Genomic DNA, 16,200 nt, shown 5'->3' with positions numbered 1-16,200 from the left:
GCCATCGGGTGGGCTCACTGTTCACCGGCATCACGATCAGGCGGCCTGCCCCGCCGGCACCTCGTCGAGGCGCTTGCTCTTCGGGATCAGGGTGACGAGCAGCGCGCCGAGGGTGCAGCAACCGACCACCAGCCAAAGGCCGTTGGTGAAACCGGCGTCCAGGTAGAACTGGGTGCCCTTGAGGATCGCGCCGTTCTGGGCCATGACCACGAAGGCCAGCTGGGAGACGACGATCTGGGCGACGCCCTGTCCGAGGGTCTGCATGCCGTTGGCCAGTGCCTGTTCCTCGGGGGTGACCACCTCGATGATCATGATGGGCACGATGGCCATGACCATGCCGGTGCCCAGCCCTGCGATCAGGCCCATCTCGACGATCTGCGCGGCGTTGTGGTGCAGGTGGGTGCCGATGCCGTAGCCGAGGACTGTGAGCGCGGAGCCGGTGCCCAGGATGACGCGTGCGTCCATCCGGCGGGCGAGCACACCGGTGCCGACGGCCGCCACGATGATCATGGCGCTGATCGGGCTGGTGACGATGGCGTTGTGGGTCCCGGACCAGCCCAGTCCTTCGGAGACGGTGGGGATGTTCGGCATCAGTATCAGCAGCTGGATCACCACGCCGACGGCGCTGAGCGAGCCGGCCGCGACGGATGTGGCCAGCAGGACGGTCCACACCGGACGACGCCGGGTCATGGACAGCGGGAACAGGGGTTCGGCCACCCGGCGTTCGACGAGGACGAAGGCGACCAGTGTGATCACCGCGCCGATGACGTAGCCGACGAACCTGCCGCTGTCCCAGCCCCAGTGCGACCCCTGGCCGACGGCGTAGACGAGCGCCGTGACTCCTGCGCCGAGGAGGATTCCGCCGGCCCAGTCCATTCGGCCGCCCGCCGTGCGGATCGGGCTCTCGGGTACGAAGGCGGCCACCAGGACGAAGCTCGCGGCGGTGCTGATGGCCATGAACCACAGCACGCCGCGGAAGCCGTAGTCGTCCAGGAGCCAGCCGGACAGGAACGGCCCGCCGAAGGCGACGAGGCCGATCCCGCCGGCGAGGATGCCGCTGGCGAGTCCGACCCAGCGGCGCGGGAAGACGTCGCGGGTGATCGCGTAGGCCAGCGGGGCGGTGGCGGCGTAGACGCCCGCGATGCCGCGCCCGATCAGCAGGGTGCGGTAGTCGGTGGCCAGGGCGGCGACCAGGTCGCCGACGAAGCCCAGCCCGGTGGCGACGAGCAGGACGCGCTTCTTGCCGAACAGGGCCGCGGCCTTGACCGCGAAGGGCAGGAAGAAGGTCCCGGTCAGCAGGGTCATCAGGGTGAACCACGCGATGTCGGTGGTCCGGAAGTGGATCGCGACATCGGCCTGCGCGATGCCGGACAACGCGGCCATGAGCGCGACCAGTTGGACGGTCCAGACGAGCGCGACGAGGACGAGCGCGTTGCGCGTTGAGGAGCGGGTGGGCTCGGGTGCCTGCGGGGCAGCGGTGCGGGTCTCGGACATACGGGGGCCTTCCGTGGTGCGTCGGAGGGTGTGGGGAGAGCGTGAGGGCGGCGTGGGGGAGTGCGCCGTAACGTAGACCTAACGGTCGGTACAATCAATGAGTCGCGCAGAGGGAATCGCTCCGACTCGCCGCGCACCGCGGTCGCCGTTCCCCTTGACGAGGAAGAGCGGGCGGGAGTAGACCTAATCGTAGAACGACCGGTCGGTATACGTAACGCCGAAGCGCGGTGCCCGAACCGATCGGTGGCGGAGCGAACGACGAGGTTCGGAGAGAGGCAGGCCCTGTGTTCAAGGAATTTGTCGTGTCGGGCGACTCGCACATCATCGAGCCCGTCGACCTGTTCAAGACCCGGCTTCCCAAGAGCCTCAGGGAACGGGCCCTGTGGGAAGAGGAGTTCACGCTCGACGAGCCGATCGTTCCGGGCGGGCACACGGAGTTCAAGAAACTGCACACGATCGGCTTCGACGGCTGGACCATCTCCAAGTACCGGCAGACCGGCGGGGAGACCCCGGACGGCGATCCGGAACACATCGTCCGGGACATGAACTTCGACGGCGTCGACGCCTCGGTGATGTTCCCGAACCTCTCGCTGTTCGTCCTGTTCACGGACGACCACGAACTCTCCATGGCGCATGCCAGGGTGTGGAACGACTACCTCGTCGAGCGTTACCTCCCCTACAAGGACCGGCTGCGTCCGACGGCCGCGATCCCGCTCACCGACGTGCCCGAGGCCGTCGCGGAGATCGAGCGGTGCGCGCGTCTGGGGCTCGGCGCGATCCTCCTCCCGGAGATCCCGCCCCTGCCGTACTACGCCCGGGAGTACGACCCGGTGTGGGCGGCGGCGCAGGCGCACGGGATGCCCGTGTTCATCCACGTGGCCACCGGCGGGGTACGGGTCAGGGAGGACGTGTCCGAGACGGCGGTGACCGTGCGGGGCCTGATGACGGCCATGAACATGGGCAAGGGCAACCTGACCGACGACATGGTGGCGGGCCGCACCATGGGCAGCTCGGTCGGGTCGGCCGTGGCCGGTCCGCAGGGCATCATCGCGAGCCTGGTCGGCGGCGGCGTGTGCGAGCGCTTCCCCGACCTGCACTTCAATCTGATCGAGTACACCGCCGGCTGGCTGGTCTCCTTCATGGGCTACATGGACAAGGCATGGAAGACCGGCACCGGGCAGGACCCCGACTGGTGGCTCGGCTTCTGGGACGACAACCGTTCGCCGAAGGAACAGCCCGCCATGGGACGGCTGTTCGCGATCAACGACAAGTGGCCCTACCCGCTCAAGCCCACCGACTACGTCCGCCGTCAGATCCACGTGCAGTTCGCGGACGACCCGACCGCCGTCAAGGCCCGCCACATCACCGGCCTGTCGACCGTCATGTGGGGCAACGACTACCCGCACGCGGAGGGCACCTTCCGCAGCAGCGCCGACTGCATCGCCGAGAACTTCGAGGGCGTGAACGACGAGGACCGCGCCGCCATCCTCGGCGGCACCCTGGCCGACGTCGTCCATTTCGACAGGTCCCGGAAGCTGGCCCCGGTGAAGGTCGCCGAGGACGCCTGAACCGCGGTCGAGCCGACGGAGGTTCTGCGGTCCCGAGCCTTGCGAGGGCCGGGACCGAGCGGTGTTCCCGGACGCGACGAGGAGTCGGAGAACGGCCATGGGTCATGACGCAGGCATGCTGGTGATCCGCTCGGCCCTCGGGCTGATGCTGTTCGTCCACGGCGGGAACAAGGCATTCGGGCCCGGTGGACTCGGCGGTACGACCGCCTGGTTCGCCTCGCTCGGGCTGCGCCCGGCCTGGGTGCACGCACGGCTCGCCACGGGTCTGGAGATCGCCGCGGGAGCCTTCCTCTGCCTCGGCCTCCTGACGGGCCCGGCCTGTGCCGCGTACGTGGGCCTGATGCTGGTGGCCGCCCTCACCGACCACCGGGGCAAGGGCTACTTCGTCTTCAAGGGCGGTTGCGAGTACGTGCTGCTCGTCGGCCTGGTGGCGGTCGGCATCGCCTGCGTCGGTCCCGGCGCCTGGTCGTTGGACAACGCGCTCGGATTCGAGACCACCGGCTCCTGGTGGCCCGTGGCCGCGGTGGTGGCGGGCGTGGGCGCCGCGCTGGGCCTCCTCGGCACGTCCTACCGGCCGCCGGCGGCCACCGAAGGGGACGCCGGCTGACCTCCTCAACTCGCCCCGACCGTCCCCTCAGTGGGCCGTCCAGCCGCCGTCCACCGTGAGGGTCGTGCCCGTGACGAACCGGGACGCGTCCGAGGCGAGGAACACCGCGGCCCCGCCCAGCTCGTCGGCGTCGCCCACCCGGCCCAGGGGAGTGCCGCGCACGATCCGCTCGCCCCAGCGGCTGTCCAGCAGCCCGGAGCTGAGGTCGGTCTGGAAGTAGCCGGGAGCAAGGGAGTTGACCCGCACACCGCGATCCGCCCACTCCACGGCCAGCGCCCGGGTGAGGGCCTCGACCCCGCCCTTGCTGGCGGCGTAGGCGGCGATCCGCTCGAAGCCGGTACGGGCGTGCACGGACGAGACGTTGACGATCGAACCCGAGCGCTGTTCCAGCATCACCTTGCCGGCCTCGCGGCAACAGTAGAAGGTGCCTTGCAGGTTGACGTCGATCACCTGCTGCCAGTCCTGGTCGGTGACCTTCTCGCTGCGGGTGAAGTGCGGGCTGATCCCGGCGCAGTTGACGACCGCGTCCAGACGGCCCGCCCACCCCGTGATCCGCTCGACCATGTCCCGCACGGCGGCGGAGTCCGCCACCGACCCGGGGACGACGAGCACCTTGCCGCCGTGCGCGGCGAGTTCGGACTCCAGCCGCTCCAGGTCCGTGGCGGTACGGGCGGTCACCGCCACGGTCGCCCCGGCCTGCGAGAGAGCGACGGCGATCGCCCGCCCGAGTCCCTTTCCGGCCCCGGTCACCCACACCGTCCTGCGGTCCAGGCGCAGTTCGCTGTTCACACTGCTCAAGACCGGTCCTCCGCGGGCAGGTCGCGCAGGGTCCGCTTGAGGACCTTGCCCGAGGGTGTACGGGGCAGTTCGGCGACGAAGTCGATCCGGGCGGGCACCTTGAACTTCGCGAGGCGGGCCCGGCAGAACTCCCGCAGCTCCGCCGCTCCAGCGTCCGTCTCCGGTCGCAACACCACGAAGGCGCGCGGCACTTCGCCCCACCGGGGATGCGTCAGGCCGACCACCGCCGCCTCCAGCACGGCGGGGTGCTCGTACAGAACCCGTTCGACCTCCGGGGTCGCGATGTTCTCGCCGCCCGAGACGATCATGTCCTTCTTGCGGTCGTCGACGTGCAGGAAGCCGTCCTCGTCGACGTGTCCGATGTCCCCGGTGTGGAACCAACCGTCCTTGAGGGCCGCCGCGGTGGCCTTCTCGTCGCGCCAGTACCCGGCGAAGACCTTGGGGCCGCGCAGGGTGATCTCGCCCAACTCGCCCGCCGGCACCTCCTTGCCGGTGTCGTCGACGATCCGCACGCGTGTGTGCGGCACCGGGCGGCCCACCGACCCCAGCTTGGTCAGCGCATGCGCGCGGTCGAGGAAGGTGTCGCCCGACACGGTCTCGGTCAGCCCGTAGGCGTCGGCGAACCAGGCGTTGGGGAACGCGTTCATGATCCGCCGCAGCACCGGCTCGGGCGTCTTCTCGCCGCCCCCCAGCACGAAACGCACGGAGGCGGTGTCGTAGCTGTCGCGGTCCGGGACCTGGAGGACCGCGTTGACCATCGCGGGCGCCAGCCACACGTTGGTGACGCCGTGCTCCTCGATCGCGTGCAGGACGCCCTCGGGGTCGAACTTCCTTTGCAGGACCACGCTTCCGCCCGCGTACAGGACCCCGAGGGCGGGCATGTCGAGCCCGCCCACGTGGTAGAGCGGGCCGCACACCAGCGTGGTGTCCGCCGAGGTCAGGCCGAAGTGGACGATGTGGGCGAGGTTCTTGGCCTGCACGTTCCCATGGGTGATGCACACGCCCTTGGGGCGGGCCGTGGTGCCGGAGGTGTACATCAGGCGCTGGAGGTCGTCCGGCCCGGCCTCGACGGGCTCGACGCGGGCGCCGGGGTGCCGGGCGAGCAACTCCTCGTAGCCGGTCCACGGCCGGGCGGTCGCCGCCCCGCCGACCTGGATCCGGTGCTCCAGACCGGGCACGTTCGCCGCGATCCGGTCCGCCGCGCGCGTGAACTCCGGCTCGGTCACCAGGACCCTGGCCTCGGCGTGACCCAGGATGTACTGCCATTCCTCTTCGGACAGCCGGTAGTTCAGCGGCAGGAATACCGCGCCGAGACGGCCCGCCGCGTACAGCAGTTCCAGGAATTCGGGTCGGTTGTAGAGCAGCAGCCCCACCACGTCACCGCGCCCTACCCCCAACTCGGCCAACCCGGCGGCCAGTCGGTTCACCCGCTCGTGCAGCTCCCGCACGGTCAGGCGCTGCTTTGCCTGGGTGATCACCACGGCGTCCGGTCGCTGGGACAGGTGGTAATCGAGGATGCTCGCGAAATTGTGCACGGCAACTCTCTCGGCTCGGTGGCCGGGAATGTCCCGACCGGTCGGTTGCTCGCTCCCAAGATTTAGTGTACCTCTTGGTCTATAAAACTTTTCAGCACTCTACGACGACCCGTGCCGAGCGACAAGCCGTCCGACCACCGGCGATGCCGCTCTTCAGCGGACCGGCCCAAGACGAGGAGGGCCCTCGTGCCACGTATCCGCCTCGACCCCGACGGACCCGTCACCACGGTCCGGCTCGACCATCCGCCCATGAACGCGTTCGACGACCGGCAGCGCGTCGAACTCGCCGCGTGCGCGCGGGACCTGGCGGACGCCCGCGGCGTACGTGCCGTGGTGCTCCACGGCGGGGAGCGGCTCTTCGCGGCCGGCGCGGACATCAAGGCGCTGGCCGCGATGGGCTCCGAGGAAGTGCGGGGCTGGAACCGGGCGTTGCAGCGGACCTTCGACGAGATCGCCCGGCTCCCCATGCCGGTCGTCGCGGCGATCACCGGGTACGCGCTCGGCGGCGGCCTGGAGCTGGCGCTCGCCGCCGACTACCGGGTGGCGGCCGAGGACGCGGTCCTCGGTCAGCCCGAGGTGCAGCTGGGCATCATGCCCGGCTCGGGCGGCACCCAGCGCCTGGTCCGGCTGATCGGCCCGGCGCGCGCGAAGAACCTGCTGATGACCGGCCGACGGGTCGGCGCCGAGGAGGCGTTGCGCCTCGGGCTCGTCGACGAGGTGGTCCCACCGGGCGCGGTCCTCGACACCGCGCTCGGCTATGCCCGCCGGCTCGCCGCGGGGCCGCCGGCCGCACTGGAGGCGATCAAGGATGCGGTCGACCACGGAGCGGACGGGGGCCTGTCCGCCGGTCTTGCGCTCGAACGGTCCCTGTTCACCGGGGTTTTCGGCACCGCGGACGCCGCTCACGGCATTCGCTCCTTCCTCGAACACGGCCCGGGAAAGGCGCGGTTCACCGGCGAGGACCGGGACGGCTAGGGCCGGGCTTCCAGCTCGGCCCGGTTGCGCAGAAGCCGTACGGCACGGGAGCCGTACGACAGGAGAGGGGTGGAGACGATGAAGGCGTTGCGCTGGCACGGTGCGCGTGATCTGCGGTTGGAGGAACTGCCCGACCCGCCCGACCCGAGGCCGCACGAGGCGGTCGTGGAGGTGGCCTGGTGCGGAGTGTGCGGCACCGACCTGCACGAGTACCTCGAAGGCCCGCACATGATCCGCACCGAGCCGCACCCCCTCACCGGAGCCGTTCCGCCGCTCGCCCTGGGCCATGAACTCAGCGGCACCGTCCTCGCGTTGGGCGCGGAGGTGCCGGGCATCGCGGTCGGCGACCGGGTGACCGCGGACCCCGTGTGGCGCTGCGGGGCCTGCTACTGGTGCGCGCGCGGCGAGTACCACATCTGCCCGAAGAGCGGTTCCGTCGGCCTCGCCTCGCCCGGTGCCTTCGCCGAGCGCGTCACCGTCCCCCTCGCGGGACTGACCCGCCTGCCCGACAACGTCAGCGACGAGATGGCGGCCGTCGCCGAACCCCTCGCCGTGGGCCTGCACGCCGTCACCCGCGGCGGAGTGCGCCCGGGTGACAACGTCCTGGTCGTCGGCGGCGGCCCCATCGGCTTCGCCGTGATCCTCGCGGCACGACTGGCCGGCGCCGCCGGGCTCTACGTCAGCGAACCGCTCAAGGAACGCCGGGAACGGCTCCTGGACCTGGGCGTCACCGAGGCGTTCGACCCGCGCGAGACCGACGTACGCCGCGAGGTCTTCGTGCGCACCGGCCGGATCGGACCGGACGTCGTGATCGACGCGACCGGTGTGCCCGCCCTCGCCGCGCAGGCCGTCGCCACCGTGCGCCGTGGCGGACGGGTCGTCCTGGCGGGAGTCGGCCACGGGAAGGTCGAGTTCGACATGGGGCAGCTCGTCTTCTACGAGCGTGCCGTGCTCGGCACGCTCGGCTACCAGCACGACATCGCCCGCGTGATCGACCTCATGAGCACCGGGCGTCTGGATGCCGCGCCCCTGGTCACCGGCCGTTTCCCGCTCTCGGAAGGAGCCGGGGTCCTCGCGGACCTGGCCGCCGACCGGGCCCGCCATCTCAAGGTTCTGCTGACCCCGAAGGGACTGTGACATGGATTTCGACCTGCCGGAGGAGACCCGGGACCTGCAGGAGATGGTGCGTGAGTTCGCGGCCAAGGAGATCGCCCCGCACGCCGCCGAGTGGTCCGAGAACGAGCACTTCCCGACGCAGGTCTTCACCAAGCTCGGCGAACTCGGCCTGATGGGCATGCTGGTGCCCGAGGAGTACGACGGCGCGGGCTCCGACATGGTGTCCTACGTCGCGGTGATGGAGGAACTCGGCGCGGCCGACCAGTCGGTGGCCTCCTCCTGGAACGCCCACTCGACCATCGCCACCCTGCCGCTGCTCACCTACGGCAACGACGCGCAGAAGCGGCGCTGGCTGGCCCCGCTTGCCCGCGGCGAGGCGATCGGCGCCTTCGGCCTGACCGAGCCGGACGCCGGCTCCGACGCGGCCGGCATCGCCACCACCGCCCGTCGGGCGGACGGCGGTTGGGTGCTCAACGGCACGAAGATGTTCATCACCAACGCCGGTACCGACATCAGCCAGGGCGTCACCCTGCTCGCCGTGACCGGCCGGGACGCCGACGGACGCAAGCGGTACGCGACCTTCTACGTCGAGACCGGCGCCCCCGGCTACAGCTGCGGCCCCAAGCTGAAGAAGCTCGGCTGGCACGCCATGGACACCCGGGAGCTGGTCTTCGACGACTGCTGGATCCCCGACGACCATCTGATCGGCGAGGAGGGCAACGGACTGCGTCAGTTCCTGTCGGTGCTGGACAAGGGCCGGATCAGCGTGGCCGCCCTGGGCCTCTCCCTGGCCAGGGCCGCGCTGGCCCTCGCGGTCAAACACGCCGCGGAGCGCCACCAGTTCGGCCGCCCGCTCGCGGACTTCCAGGCGGTCGCCCACAAGATCGCCGACATCGGCACCGAGGTCGAGGCCGCCCGCTGGATGGTCTACCGTGCCGCCTGGCTCGCCGACCAGGGCCGCCCGTACAGCACCGAGGCCGCCATGGCAAAGGTGTACACCTCCGAGGTCGCCAACCGCGCCGCCTCCCAGGCGGTCCAGATCCACGGCGGCTACGGCTACATGCGGGAGTCGGAGATCTCCCGCTTCTACGCCGACGCGAAGATCCTGGAGATCGGCGAGGGCACCAACGAGATCCAGCGCAACGTCATCGCGCGAGCCCTGCTGAGGCAGGGGTGAGCCGGCCCCGGCGTACGGCCGCGGCCCGCGGTGCGCGGGAGCGCACCGCGGGACGGGATCAGCGCCCGACCGGGGCCGGCTCCCAGACCGCCTCGGGGTCGAGCGGCAGCTCCGCGCGGTCGCGCTTGAACGCCGTCGCCCGCTCCTCGGTCTCCGCCAGGTCGGCGTCGGCCGCGCCGAAGCCGCGGAACAGGGTCGCGCAGTACTCGCGGGACAGGTACGCCGGATCCCACCTGCCGCCCGGCTTCACCCACTGGTAGGTGTGGTTGTGCAGATTGAGGAACTGCAGGGTCGCCAGGCGCGGTTCGGCCACCCGGAGGCTGCCCTGCTCCGCGGCCTCCGTCAGCAGGCCGGTGATCAGCTGCTCGAACTCCGAGCGCTGGCCCAGCAGGGTCTGCAGCTCCGGACCGGTGAGGCTGCGGTAGTCGTGCTCGTAGACCCAGATGTGGTCGAGGCGGTGGAAGATGATCGTCAGCAGCGACTCGGACAGCAGCCGCAGTCTGAGCAGCGGATCCGTGTCGAGGCCGGCGATCTGCCGGGTGCGGGAGAGCAGCGGGCTCATCACCCGCCCCTGGATCTCGATCAGCAGGTTCTCCTTGGAGCCGATGTAGTAGTACAGCGCTCCCTTGGCGAGCCCCACCGCACGGCCCAGGTCGTTGACGGACGTCGCCGCGTAGCCCTGGCGGGCGAACAGCTCGGCGGCCGTATCGATGATCTTCTGGCGGCGGACCTCGAAGTCCGGTCCATGACCCGGCGGTCGTGGCATCGCATCTCTCCCCTGACGAGACGACGTGTCGAACCGACCCAACCCAGGAACCGCACCGGGCGCCGCGGGGGCGCCCGGGGGGACAGCGGACCCCGGGACGTCGTCACTTCTGTTTGCTAGACCAGACGGTACATTAAAAGGCGAGCCAGACGGCGCGGGGCAGCGCCCTTGGCGCGAACATTGCGAGGACGCGCATGACTCAGGCACCGCAGTCCACCGACGCGGGCGTCGGGACCCGATCCGCCCACGCGGACCAACTCCTGGAAATGTACCGGCGGATGCGCCGGATCCGCCGCTTCGAGGAGCGGGCGTCCGAGCTGTACAAGGCGACGGAGATCCCCGGCTTCCTCCATCTGTCGATCGGCCAGGAGGCCACCGCCGTGGGCGCCTGCTGGCCGCTGGGCGAACGCGACGGCATCACCTCCACCCACCGCGGCCACGGCCACGTCCTGGCCAAGGGCCTGGACCCGGCGCCGATGATGGCCGAGCTGATGGGCCGGGAGGCGGGCACCTGCCACGGCCGCGGCGGCTCCATGCACATCGCCGACCCGGGCCTCGGCATCTACGGCGCCAACGGCATCGTCGGCGCGGGGCTGCCGATAGCCGCCGGGGTGGCCACCGCCGCCAAGCTGCGCGGGGCGGGCGACGTCGTCGTCGCGTTCTTCGGCGACGGCGCGGTCGCCCAGGGAATGTTCCACGAGGCCGTCAACCTGGCCGCCGTATGGGACCTGCCCGTCGTCTTCCTCTGCGAGAACAACCACTACTCGGAGTTCTCGCCCGCCTCCGAACAGCACCGCGCCCCGCTCTCCGCCCGCGCCGCCGGATACGGCATCGGCTACGCGCACGTCGACGGCAACGACGTCCTGGCCGTCGCCGGAATGATGACGGACGTGGTGGAACGCCTGCGCAGGGGCGGCGGCCCGGTCCTGCTGGAGGCCGAGACCTACCGCTGGCACGGCCACTACGAGGGCGACCCCGAGCGCTACCGCACCCCCGAGGAGGTCGCCGGGGCCAAGGAACGCGACCCCCTGCTCCTCGCCCGCCGCCACCTCGCGGACGCGGGTGTGCCCACCGCCCTCGCCGACGCCGTCGACGAGGAGATCGACAAGGAGATCGAGGCGGCGGTCCAGTGGGCGCGCGCCCTTCCCGAGCCCGCCCCGGAGACGCTGTACGACTTCGTCTCGGCCCCGCGCGCGGCCGTGCCCGAGCCCGCCCCGGCCGACGGGGAGGTCTTCCGCACCATGGACGCCGTACGCCTCGCCCTGGAGCACGAGTTGACGGCGGACCCGACCGTCTTCGTCGCGGGCATCGACGTCGGCGCGGGCGGCAACGTATTCGGCCTCACCCGCGGCCTCGCGCAGGCCTTCCCCGGCCGGGTCCGCGACACCCCGATCAGCGAGAGCGCGATCCTCGGTACAGCGGTCGGGGCGGCCATGGCCGGCATGAAGCCGGTGGTCGAGATCATGTACATGGACTTCATCGGCGTCTGCCTCGACATGCTGCTCAACCAGGCGGCCAAGCTTCGCTTCATGACCGGCGGCCGGGCCTCGCTGCCCCTCGTCGTGCGCACCCAGTTCGGCGCGGGCCGCTCCTCCGGCAGTCAGCACTCCCAGAGCCTGGAGGCACTGCTGGCCCACATCCCCGGGCTGACCGTGGTCATGCCCTCCAACCCGGCCGACACCTACGGCCTGCTGCGCGCCGCCATCCAGGACCCCAACCCGGTCGTCTTCGTCGAGAACCGCCTCCAGTACGGCCTCAAGGCCCCCCGCCCGCCGGCCGACCACCTCGTTCCGCTGGGCCGCGCGAAGGTGGTCCGCGAGGGCACCGACATCACCCTGGTCTCCTGGTCACGCATGGTCCAGGACTGCCTCGCCGCCGCCGAACTCCTCGCCGGCGAAGGCGTCAGCGTCGAGGTGGTCGACCTGCGCACCATCGCCCCGCTGGACCGCGAGACCGTCCTCGCCTCCCTCGCCAAGACCAACCGCCTGGTCATCGCGCATGAGGCCGTACGCGACTTCGGCGTCGGCGCGGAACTGTCCGCTCTCGCCGTCGACGAGGGCTTCTGGCACCTCGACGCCCCGGTCACCCGCGTCGCCCCGCCCTCGGTCCCGGCCCCGTACGCGCCGTCGCTGGAGCGGCTGTGGCTGCCCTCCCGGGACACGATCGCCGAGACGGTGCGGCGGATCGCGGCCGTCTGAGACACGTACGCGGAGGGCCCCGGGGTGATCCCGGGGCCCTCCGTCGTGTCGCCTCGTGGAACCGTCAGACGGTCGCGACCGGTGTCAGCGGGCTGCCCTGCGTGCCCGGGAGGTTCAGCGGGGGAGCGGTGAGCAGGAAGCGGCTGCGGTGGTGCTCGCGCAGCCAGGCGGCCAGCTTCTCCAGGTACCACAGCTCGCCGAGCGGGACGCCGAGTTTGAAGAGACAGAGGTTGTGGATCGGGAGCAGCGAGTGCGGGGTGTTGTCCTCGGGCCCCACTCCGACGCCCTCGACCGCGTAGTTGTCCGCGATCAGTGCCGAGATCTGCGAGTCGGCGATCCACTCCAGCAACGCCGGGTCGTAGGCGTCGAGGTAGGAGGCCGTGGTGTGGATCCCCACGGGGTCCGGGTTCTTGCCCCAGGCCATCACGGCGGTGTCGAAACCGGTGTGCAGGAGGAGCATGTCGCCGGGTTCGACGACGATGCTGTCCGCGGCCATGATCTCCTGGAGAGTCTTCAGGTTGACCGCCTGCCAGGTGGTGCCCAGGTGGTGGGCCAGGTCGATCAGGACGCCCCGGCCCTGTACCCCGTGCTCCGCCATGTGCTCCAGGCCGAGGTGCCGCGCGAAGCCGAGGCTGCCGCTGCCGTCCCCCTTGGCGTCCTCCTGCGGTCCGACGATGTCGGTGTCGGCCCGGTACCCGTTGTAGTAGACGGCCTCGTCGACCCCGTCACCGTCGGCGTCGAACTCCTGGCCCTGGTGGGCGAGGGCGTCCCACTGCGTCGAGTACTGGAGCCACAGGGTCACCACGTCGTCGGACCACACGTCCGTGAGGTGCGGCGAGAAGTGCTCCCGCGCCTTGATGTTGTAGAAGACGTCCTGCTTGTGCTCAAGGTTCTCGGTGGGCCGCAGGATCGGCGGGTACCGGCGCTGGTTCAACGAGCTTCCGCCCGGATAGTCGAGCGGCAGGCTCAGGCTGAAGGCGATGCCGCGCTCGACCTCACGCACCCCCTGGAGCACCTTCTTTGGGGTCAGCAGGTTGATACGGCCCAGCTCGTCGTCCTCGCCGAAGTCGCCCCAGGTCGAGCCGGGCGGACGCTGCTTCCAACGCTTGGTCACGATGTTGCCTCCTCGTGCGACGGTCCCCGTTGACAGCCGTCAGCATGCTATTGAGATTGGACCGCTCGGTCAACAAATCTTTCAGGCTGTGATGGGCAGCCTCTCCCTTAATCTCAAGAGGGGCAATAGACTGTGTGGTCGAAACAAGTCTGGAGGACGTAATGAGTGATTCCACAGCGGCCTGGGTCGCGACGGGTGTGCGGGCCGTGATCGGCGCGCACACCCAGGCCCAGGACGCGGGCCGCACGGACGACGTCGTCGCGCTGTACACCCCCGACGCGGTGCTGGAACTGCCCGGCACCGATCCGATCGAGGGGCACGACGCGCTGCGCGAGGCGTTCAAGGGGTGGGCGCCGACACAGCCCCAACAGCACCTGGTGGGCAACACGGTCGTCACGCCCACAACCGACGACGGGGCGACGGCCGTGAGTGACGTCGTCTTCTTCCAGCGTGGCGACACGGGCTGGGCGGTGCAGGTCGTCGGGCACTACGAGGACACCTTCCGGCACACCGACGGCACTTGGCTGATCCAGCGGCGCGTCACGACCTACCAGGCCTGATTCCAACCTCCAGGGAGACCGACGATGACCGTATCCGCCGAAGCGGCCCTGTCCGGCGTGCAGAACGCCATCGCCACCTATGCCCATGCCCTCGACTCGGGCCGTATCGACCTGATTTCCGAGCTGTTCACCGAGGACGGCGTCGCCGAGATCGCGGGTCAAGGCACCTTCGAGGGCCGAGAGGCGATCCGCAAGGCCTACGAGGCCTTCGCACCGCAGGGGCCGCAGCTGCACCTCGTGGGCAACACCGTCCTCACCTCGCCGCCCGGGGACGAGGTGACGGCGAGCAGCAACCTGGTCTTCTTCGTGCGTGGCGAGACGGCCTGGGCCCCACTGCTGGTCGGGGCCTACGAGGACACGCTGGTCCGTGCGGACGGTGGGTGGCGGTTCCGCAGGCGGGTCACGACCTTCCTGCCGTAGGGGCCCCGAACAGCCCGGACGCCCGTGTCACCTGATCCTCAGGTGACACGGGCGTCCCGTGTGGTCAGGCTTCCGGGTCCGCCGGCTTGGAGAAGGCGAACGTCTGGTAGCCGCCGGTGGCGGCCTCCTTGATCAGCTCCTGCAGCTTCCACCGCCCGGTCGGGTTGAGCAGCTGCCGGATCGGCTTGCCGGGGATGTTGGCCCCGTAGAAGTAACTGCTCGTCAGGAAGGAGGACTGGGCGGCGCTGTCGTTGACCAGGTCCGTCCACTCCTGCTCGGCGCCGGCCGTCACCTCGACGATGTCGTGGCCGTGGTCGCGGGTGTGGACGAGCACGTCGGTGACGAAGTCCACCTGGTCGCCGGCGTAGCGCGGGTTGTTGCCCAGCGCGCCGTGCGGGCCGCCGGGGAAGAAGAAGTTGGGGAAGCCGGCCACGGCGACCCCGAGGTAGGTGGACGGACCCTCGGCCCAGTGGTCCTTGAGCGCCAGGCCCTGACGACCGCGCACGCCGAGCCGGTTGAGGGCGCCGGTGCCGAAGTCGTAGCCGGTCGCCCAGATGATGATGTCGAACTCCCGCGATCCGTCCGGCGTCTCGATCCCGGTCTCGGTGATCCGGGTGATCGGCGTCTCGTTGACGTCGACCAGCTCGACCGCCGGCTTGTTGAAGGCTTCGAAGTAGCCGGTCACGAAGGGCGGACGGCGGCCGCCGTAGCCGTGGTCCTTGGGGATCAGCTTCCGCGCGGTGTCCGGGTCCTTGACGATGTCGCGGATCTTCCCGGCGATGAACGCGCACCACTCCTCGTTCACCGTCTGATTGGTCGTCATGTCGTAGTAGTGCTCGGACAGTTTGGTGAACCCGGGGCCGTTCCACCGCTGTTCGTAGAACTCCTGTCGCTGCTCGGGGGAGTCGTCGAGGCCCGAGCGCATGGTGATCTGGTGCAGGAACCCGCTCGCGGAGGTGTTCAGCGTCTCGCGGATCGACTCGAAGTCCGCCTTGAGGGCGGCCTGTTCCTCGGGCGTGATCGGGCCGTTGTTCAGCGGCGTGGCCCAGTCGGCGACCTTCTGATACACCGTCAGCCGCGCCACCTCGTCGGCGATGGCCGGCACGATCTGCACCCCGCTGGAGCCGGTGCCGATCTGCGCCACCCGCTTGCCGGTGAAGTCGACGGGCTCCTTGGGCCAGCGGCCGGTGTGGTGCTGGTCGCCGCGGAAGTCGGCGCGGCCCGGGATGTCCGGGACGAACGGCACGGAGAGGATGCCGGTCGCCGCGACGACATGGCGGGCGCGGCGCTCGGTGCCGTCGTCCGTCGTCACCGTCCAGGTGCCGGACGCCTCGTCGAAGACCGCCGAGGTCACCTTCGCGCCGAACACCATGTGGCGGCGCAGGTCGAAGCGGTCGACGACGTGGTTGAAGTAGCGCTCGATCTCCGGCTGGCCGGCGAACCGCTCGGACCACTCCCACTCCTCCCACAGCTCCTGGGAGAACAGGTAGCCGTAGGTGTAGCTCTCCGAGTCGAAGCGCGCCTCGGGGTAGCGGTTCCAGTACCAGGTGCCGCCCACACTGCTGCCGGCTTCGATGAGCTTCACGGTGAAGCCGACCTCGCGGGCCCGGTACAGCTGGTAGATGCCGGTGACGCCGGCTCCGATGACCAGTACGTCGGTCGGGGCGCTCGACACCTTCGTCGATTCGCTCATCTGCCCTCCAAGGTGACAGGGGCGGTGATGCTCCCGCGGGTTTTCGTAGTTCGACCGGTCGGTCGAATATTCAGGTCGAGAGTAGATGAGGGGGTCGGCCCCGGCAATGGGGTCGGTGGGTGCGGTGGAGAAGGTTTTGCGTGCCGGTCGGCTCCAGCCATTGATTGTACCGACCGTTT

The 16,200-nt window shown here is 70.2% G+C and carries 14 protein-coding genes; 8 read left to right on the top strand and 6 right to left on the bottom strand.

Features of this window, described 5'->3' with window-relative positions; genetic code table 11:
- Positions 1–36 precede the first annotated feature (36 nt).
- A complete protein-coding gene (locus M2283_RS26265; RefSeq protein WP_280878836.1) occupies positions 37–1,494 on the bottom strand; it encodes an MFS transporter in 1,458 nt (485 codons plus the stop codon).
- Between the two features lie 302 nt (positions 1,495–1,796).
- Between M2283_RS26265 and M2283_RS26260 the strand changes: the two genes are divergently transcribed.
- Complete coding sequence (locus tag M2283_RS26260; protein WP_280878835.1) at positions 1,797–3,062, top strand: amidohydrolase family protein; 1,266 nt, start codon at positions 1,797–1,799, stop codon at positions 3,060–3,062.
- A 97-nt stretch (positions 3,063–3,159) separates the two neighbouring features.
- Positions 3,160–3,669, top strand: a complete 510-nt coding sequence (locus M2283_RS26255) for a DoxX family protein (protein ID WP_280878834.1) — start codon at positions 3,160–3,162, stop codon at positions 3,667–3,669.
- 27 nt (positions 3,670–3,696) lie between these two features.
- On the opposite strand, the gene M2283_RS26250 is transcribed toward M2283_RS26255, so the two are convergent.
- Positions 3,697–4,458 carry an SDR family NAD(P)-dependent oxidoreductase gene (locus M2283_RS26250; protein ID WP_280879085.1) on the bottom strand — a complete coding sequence of 254 codons (762 nt, stop codon included), beginning with the start codon at positions 4,456–4,458 and terminating at the stop codon, positions 3,697–3,699.
- 5 nt (positions 4,459–4,463) lie between these two features.
- Positions 4,464–6,002 (bottom strand): acyl-CoA synthetase, encoded by a 1,539-nt coding sequence (locus M2283_RS26245; RefSeq protein WP_280878833.1) that lies wholly within the window; start codon positions 6,000–6,002, stop codon positions 4,464–4,466.
- Between the two features lie 186 nt (positions 6,003–6,188).
- Here M2283_RS26245 and M2283_RS26240 point away from each other — a divergent pair, with 186 nt between their 5' ends.
- The 3 genes from M2283_RS26240 to M2283_RS26230 all read left to right on the top strand — a co-directional run bounded on the left by M2283_RS26240 (position 6,189) and on the right by M2283_RS26230 (position 9,270).
- Positions 6,189–6,977: an enoyl-CoA hydratase/isomerase family protein gene (locus M2283_RS26240; protein ID WP_280878832.1), complete on the top strand. Its 789-nt coding sequence runs from the start codon at positions 6,189–6,191 to the stop codon at positions 6,975–6,977.
- Positions 6,978–7,055: 78 nt separating this feature from the next.
- The gene (locus tag M2283_RS26235; RefSeq protein WP_280879084.1) at positions 7,056–8,114 is read left to right on the top strand and encodes an alcohol dehydrogenase catalytic domain-containing protein; all 1,059 of its coding nucleotides are present in this window, start codon (positions 7,056–7,058) and stop codon (positions 8,112–8,114) included.
- A gap of 1 nt (position 8,115) precedes the next feature.
- Positions 8,116–9,270, top strand: a complete 1,155-nt coding sequence (locus M2283_RS26230; RefSeq protein ID WP_280878831.1) for an acyl-CoA dehydrogenase family protein — start codon at positions 8,116–8,118, stop codon at positions 9,268–9,270.
- A 58-nt stretch (positions 9,271–9,328) separates the two neighbouring features.
- Here M2283_RS26230 and M2283_RS26225 read toward each other — a convergent pair whose 3' ends face one another.
- On the bottom strand, positions 9,329–10,036 hold the full coding sequence (locus tag M2283_RS26225; protein ID WP_280878830.1) for a TetR/AcrR family transcriptional regulator: 708 nt from the start codon (positions 10,034–10,036) through the stop codon (positions 9,329–9,331).
- A 194-nt stretch (positions 10,037–10,230) separates the two neighbouring features.
- On the opposite strand from M2283_RS26225, the gene M2283_RS26220 reads away from it, so the two are divergent.
- Complete coding sequence (locus M2283_RS26220; RefSeq protein WP_280878829.1) at positions 10,231–12,234, top strand: alpha-ketoacid dehydrogenase subunit alpha/beta; 2,004 nt, start codon at positions 10,231–10,233, stop codon at positions 12,232–12,234.
- Between the two features lie 64 nt (positions 12,235–12,298).
- On the opposite strand, the gene M2283_RS26215 is transcribed toward M2283_RS26220, so the two are convergent.
- A complete protein-coding gene (locus M2283_RS26215; RefSeq protein ID WP_280878828.1) occupies positions 12,299–13,348 on the bottom strand; it encodes a cyclase family protein in 1,050 nt (349 codons plus the stop codon).
- A gap of 161 nt (positions 13,349–13,509) precedes the next feature.
- On the opposite strand from M2283_RS26215, the gene M2283_RS26210 reads away from it, so the two are divergent.
- Both M2283_RS26210 and M2283_RS26205 read left to right on the top strand, forming a co-directional pair.
- Positions 13,510–13,908, top strand: a complete 399-nt coding sequence (locus M2283_RS26210; protein WP_280878827.1) for a nuclear transport factor 2 family protein — start codon at positions 13,510–13,512, stop codon at positions 13,906–13,908.
- 24 nt (positions 13,909–13,932) lie between these two features.
- Positions 13,933–14,328, top strand: coding sequence for a nuclear transport factor 2 family protein (locus tag M2283_RS26205; protein ID WP_280878826.1), 396 nt, complete (start codon positions 13,933–13,935; stop codon positions 14,326–14,328).
- Positions 14,329–14,392: 64 nt separating this feature from the next.
- On the opposite strand, the gene M2283_RS26200 is transcribed toward M2283_RS26205, so the two are convergent.
- Complete coding sequence (locus M2283_RS26200; RefSeq protein ID WP_280878825.1) at positions 14,393–16,021, bottom strand: flavin-containing monooxygenase; 1,629 nt, start codon at positions 16,019–16,021, stop codon at positions 14,393–14,395.
- Between the last annotated feature and the right edge of the window lie 179 nt (positions 16,022–16,200).

This window comes from Streptomyces pseudovenezuelae (assembly GCF_029892565.1).
Taxonomy (GTDB): Bacteria; Actinomycetota; Actinomycetes; order Streptomycetales; family Streptomycetaceae; genus Streptomyces; species Streptomyces pseudovenezuelae_A.
The sequence above is the reverse complement of the archived record's forward strand: the minus strand, read 5'-3'. Positions and strand labels throughout refer to the sequence as shown.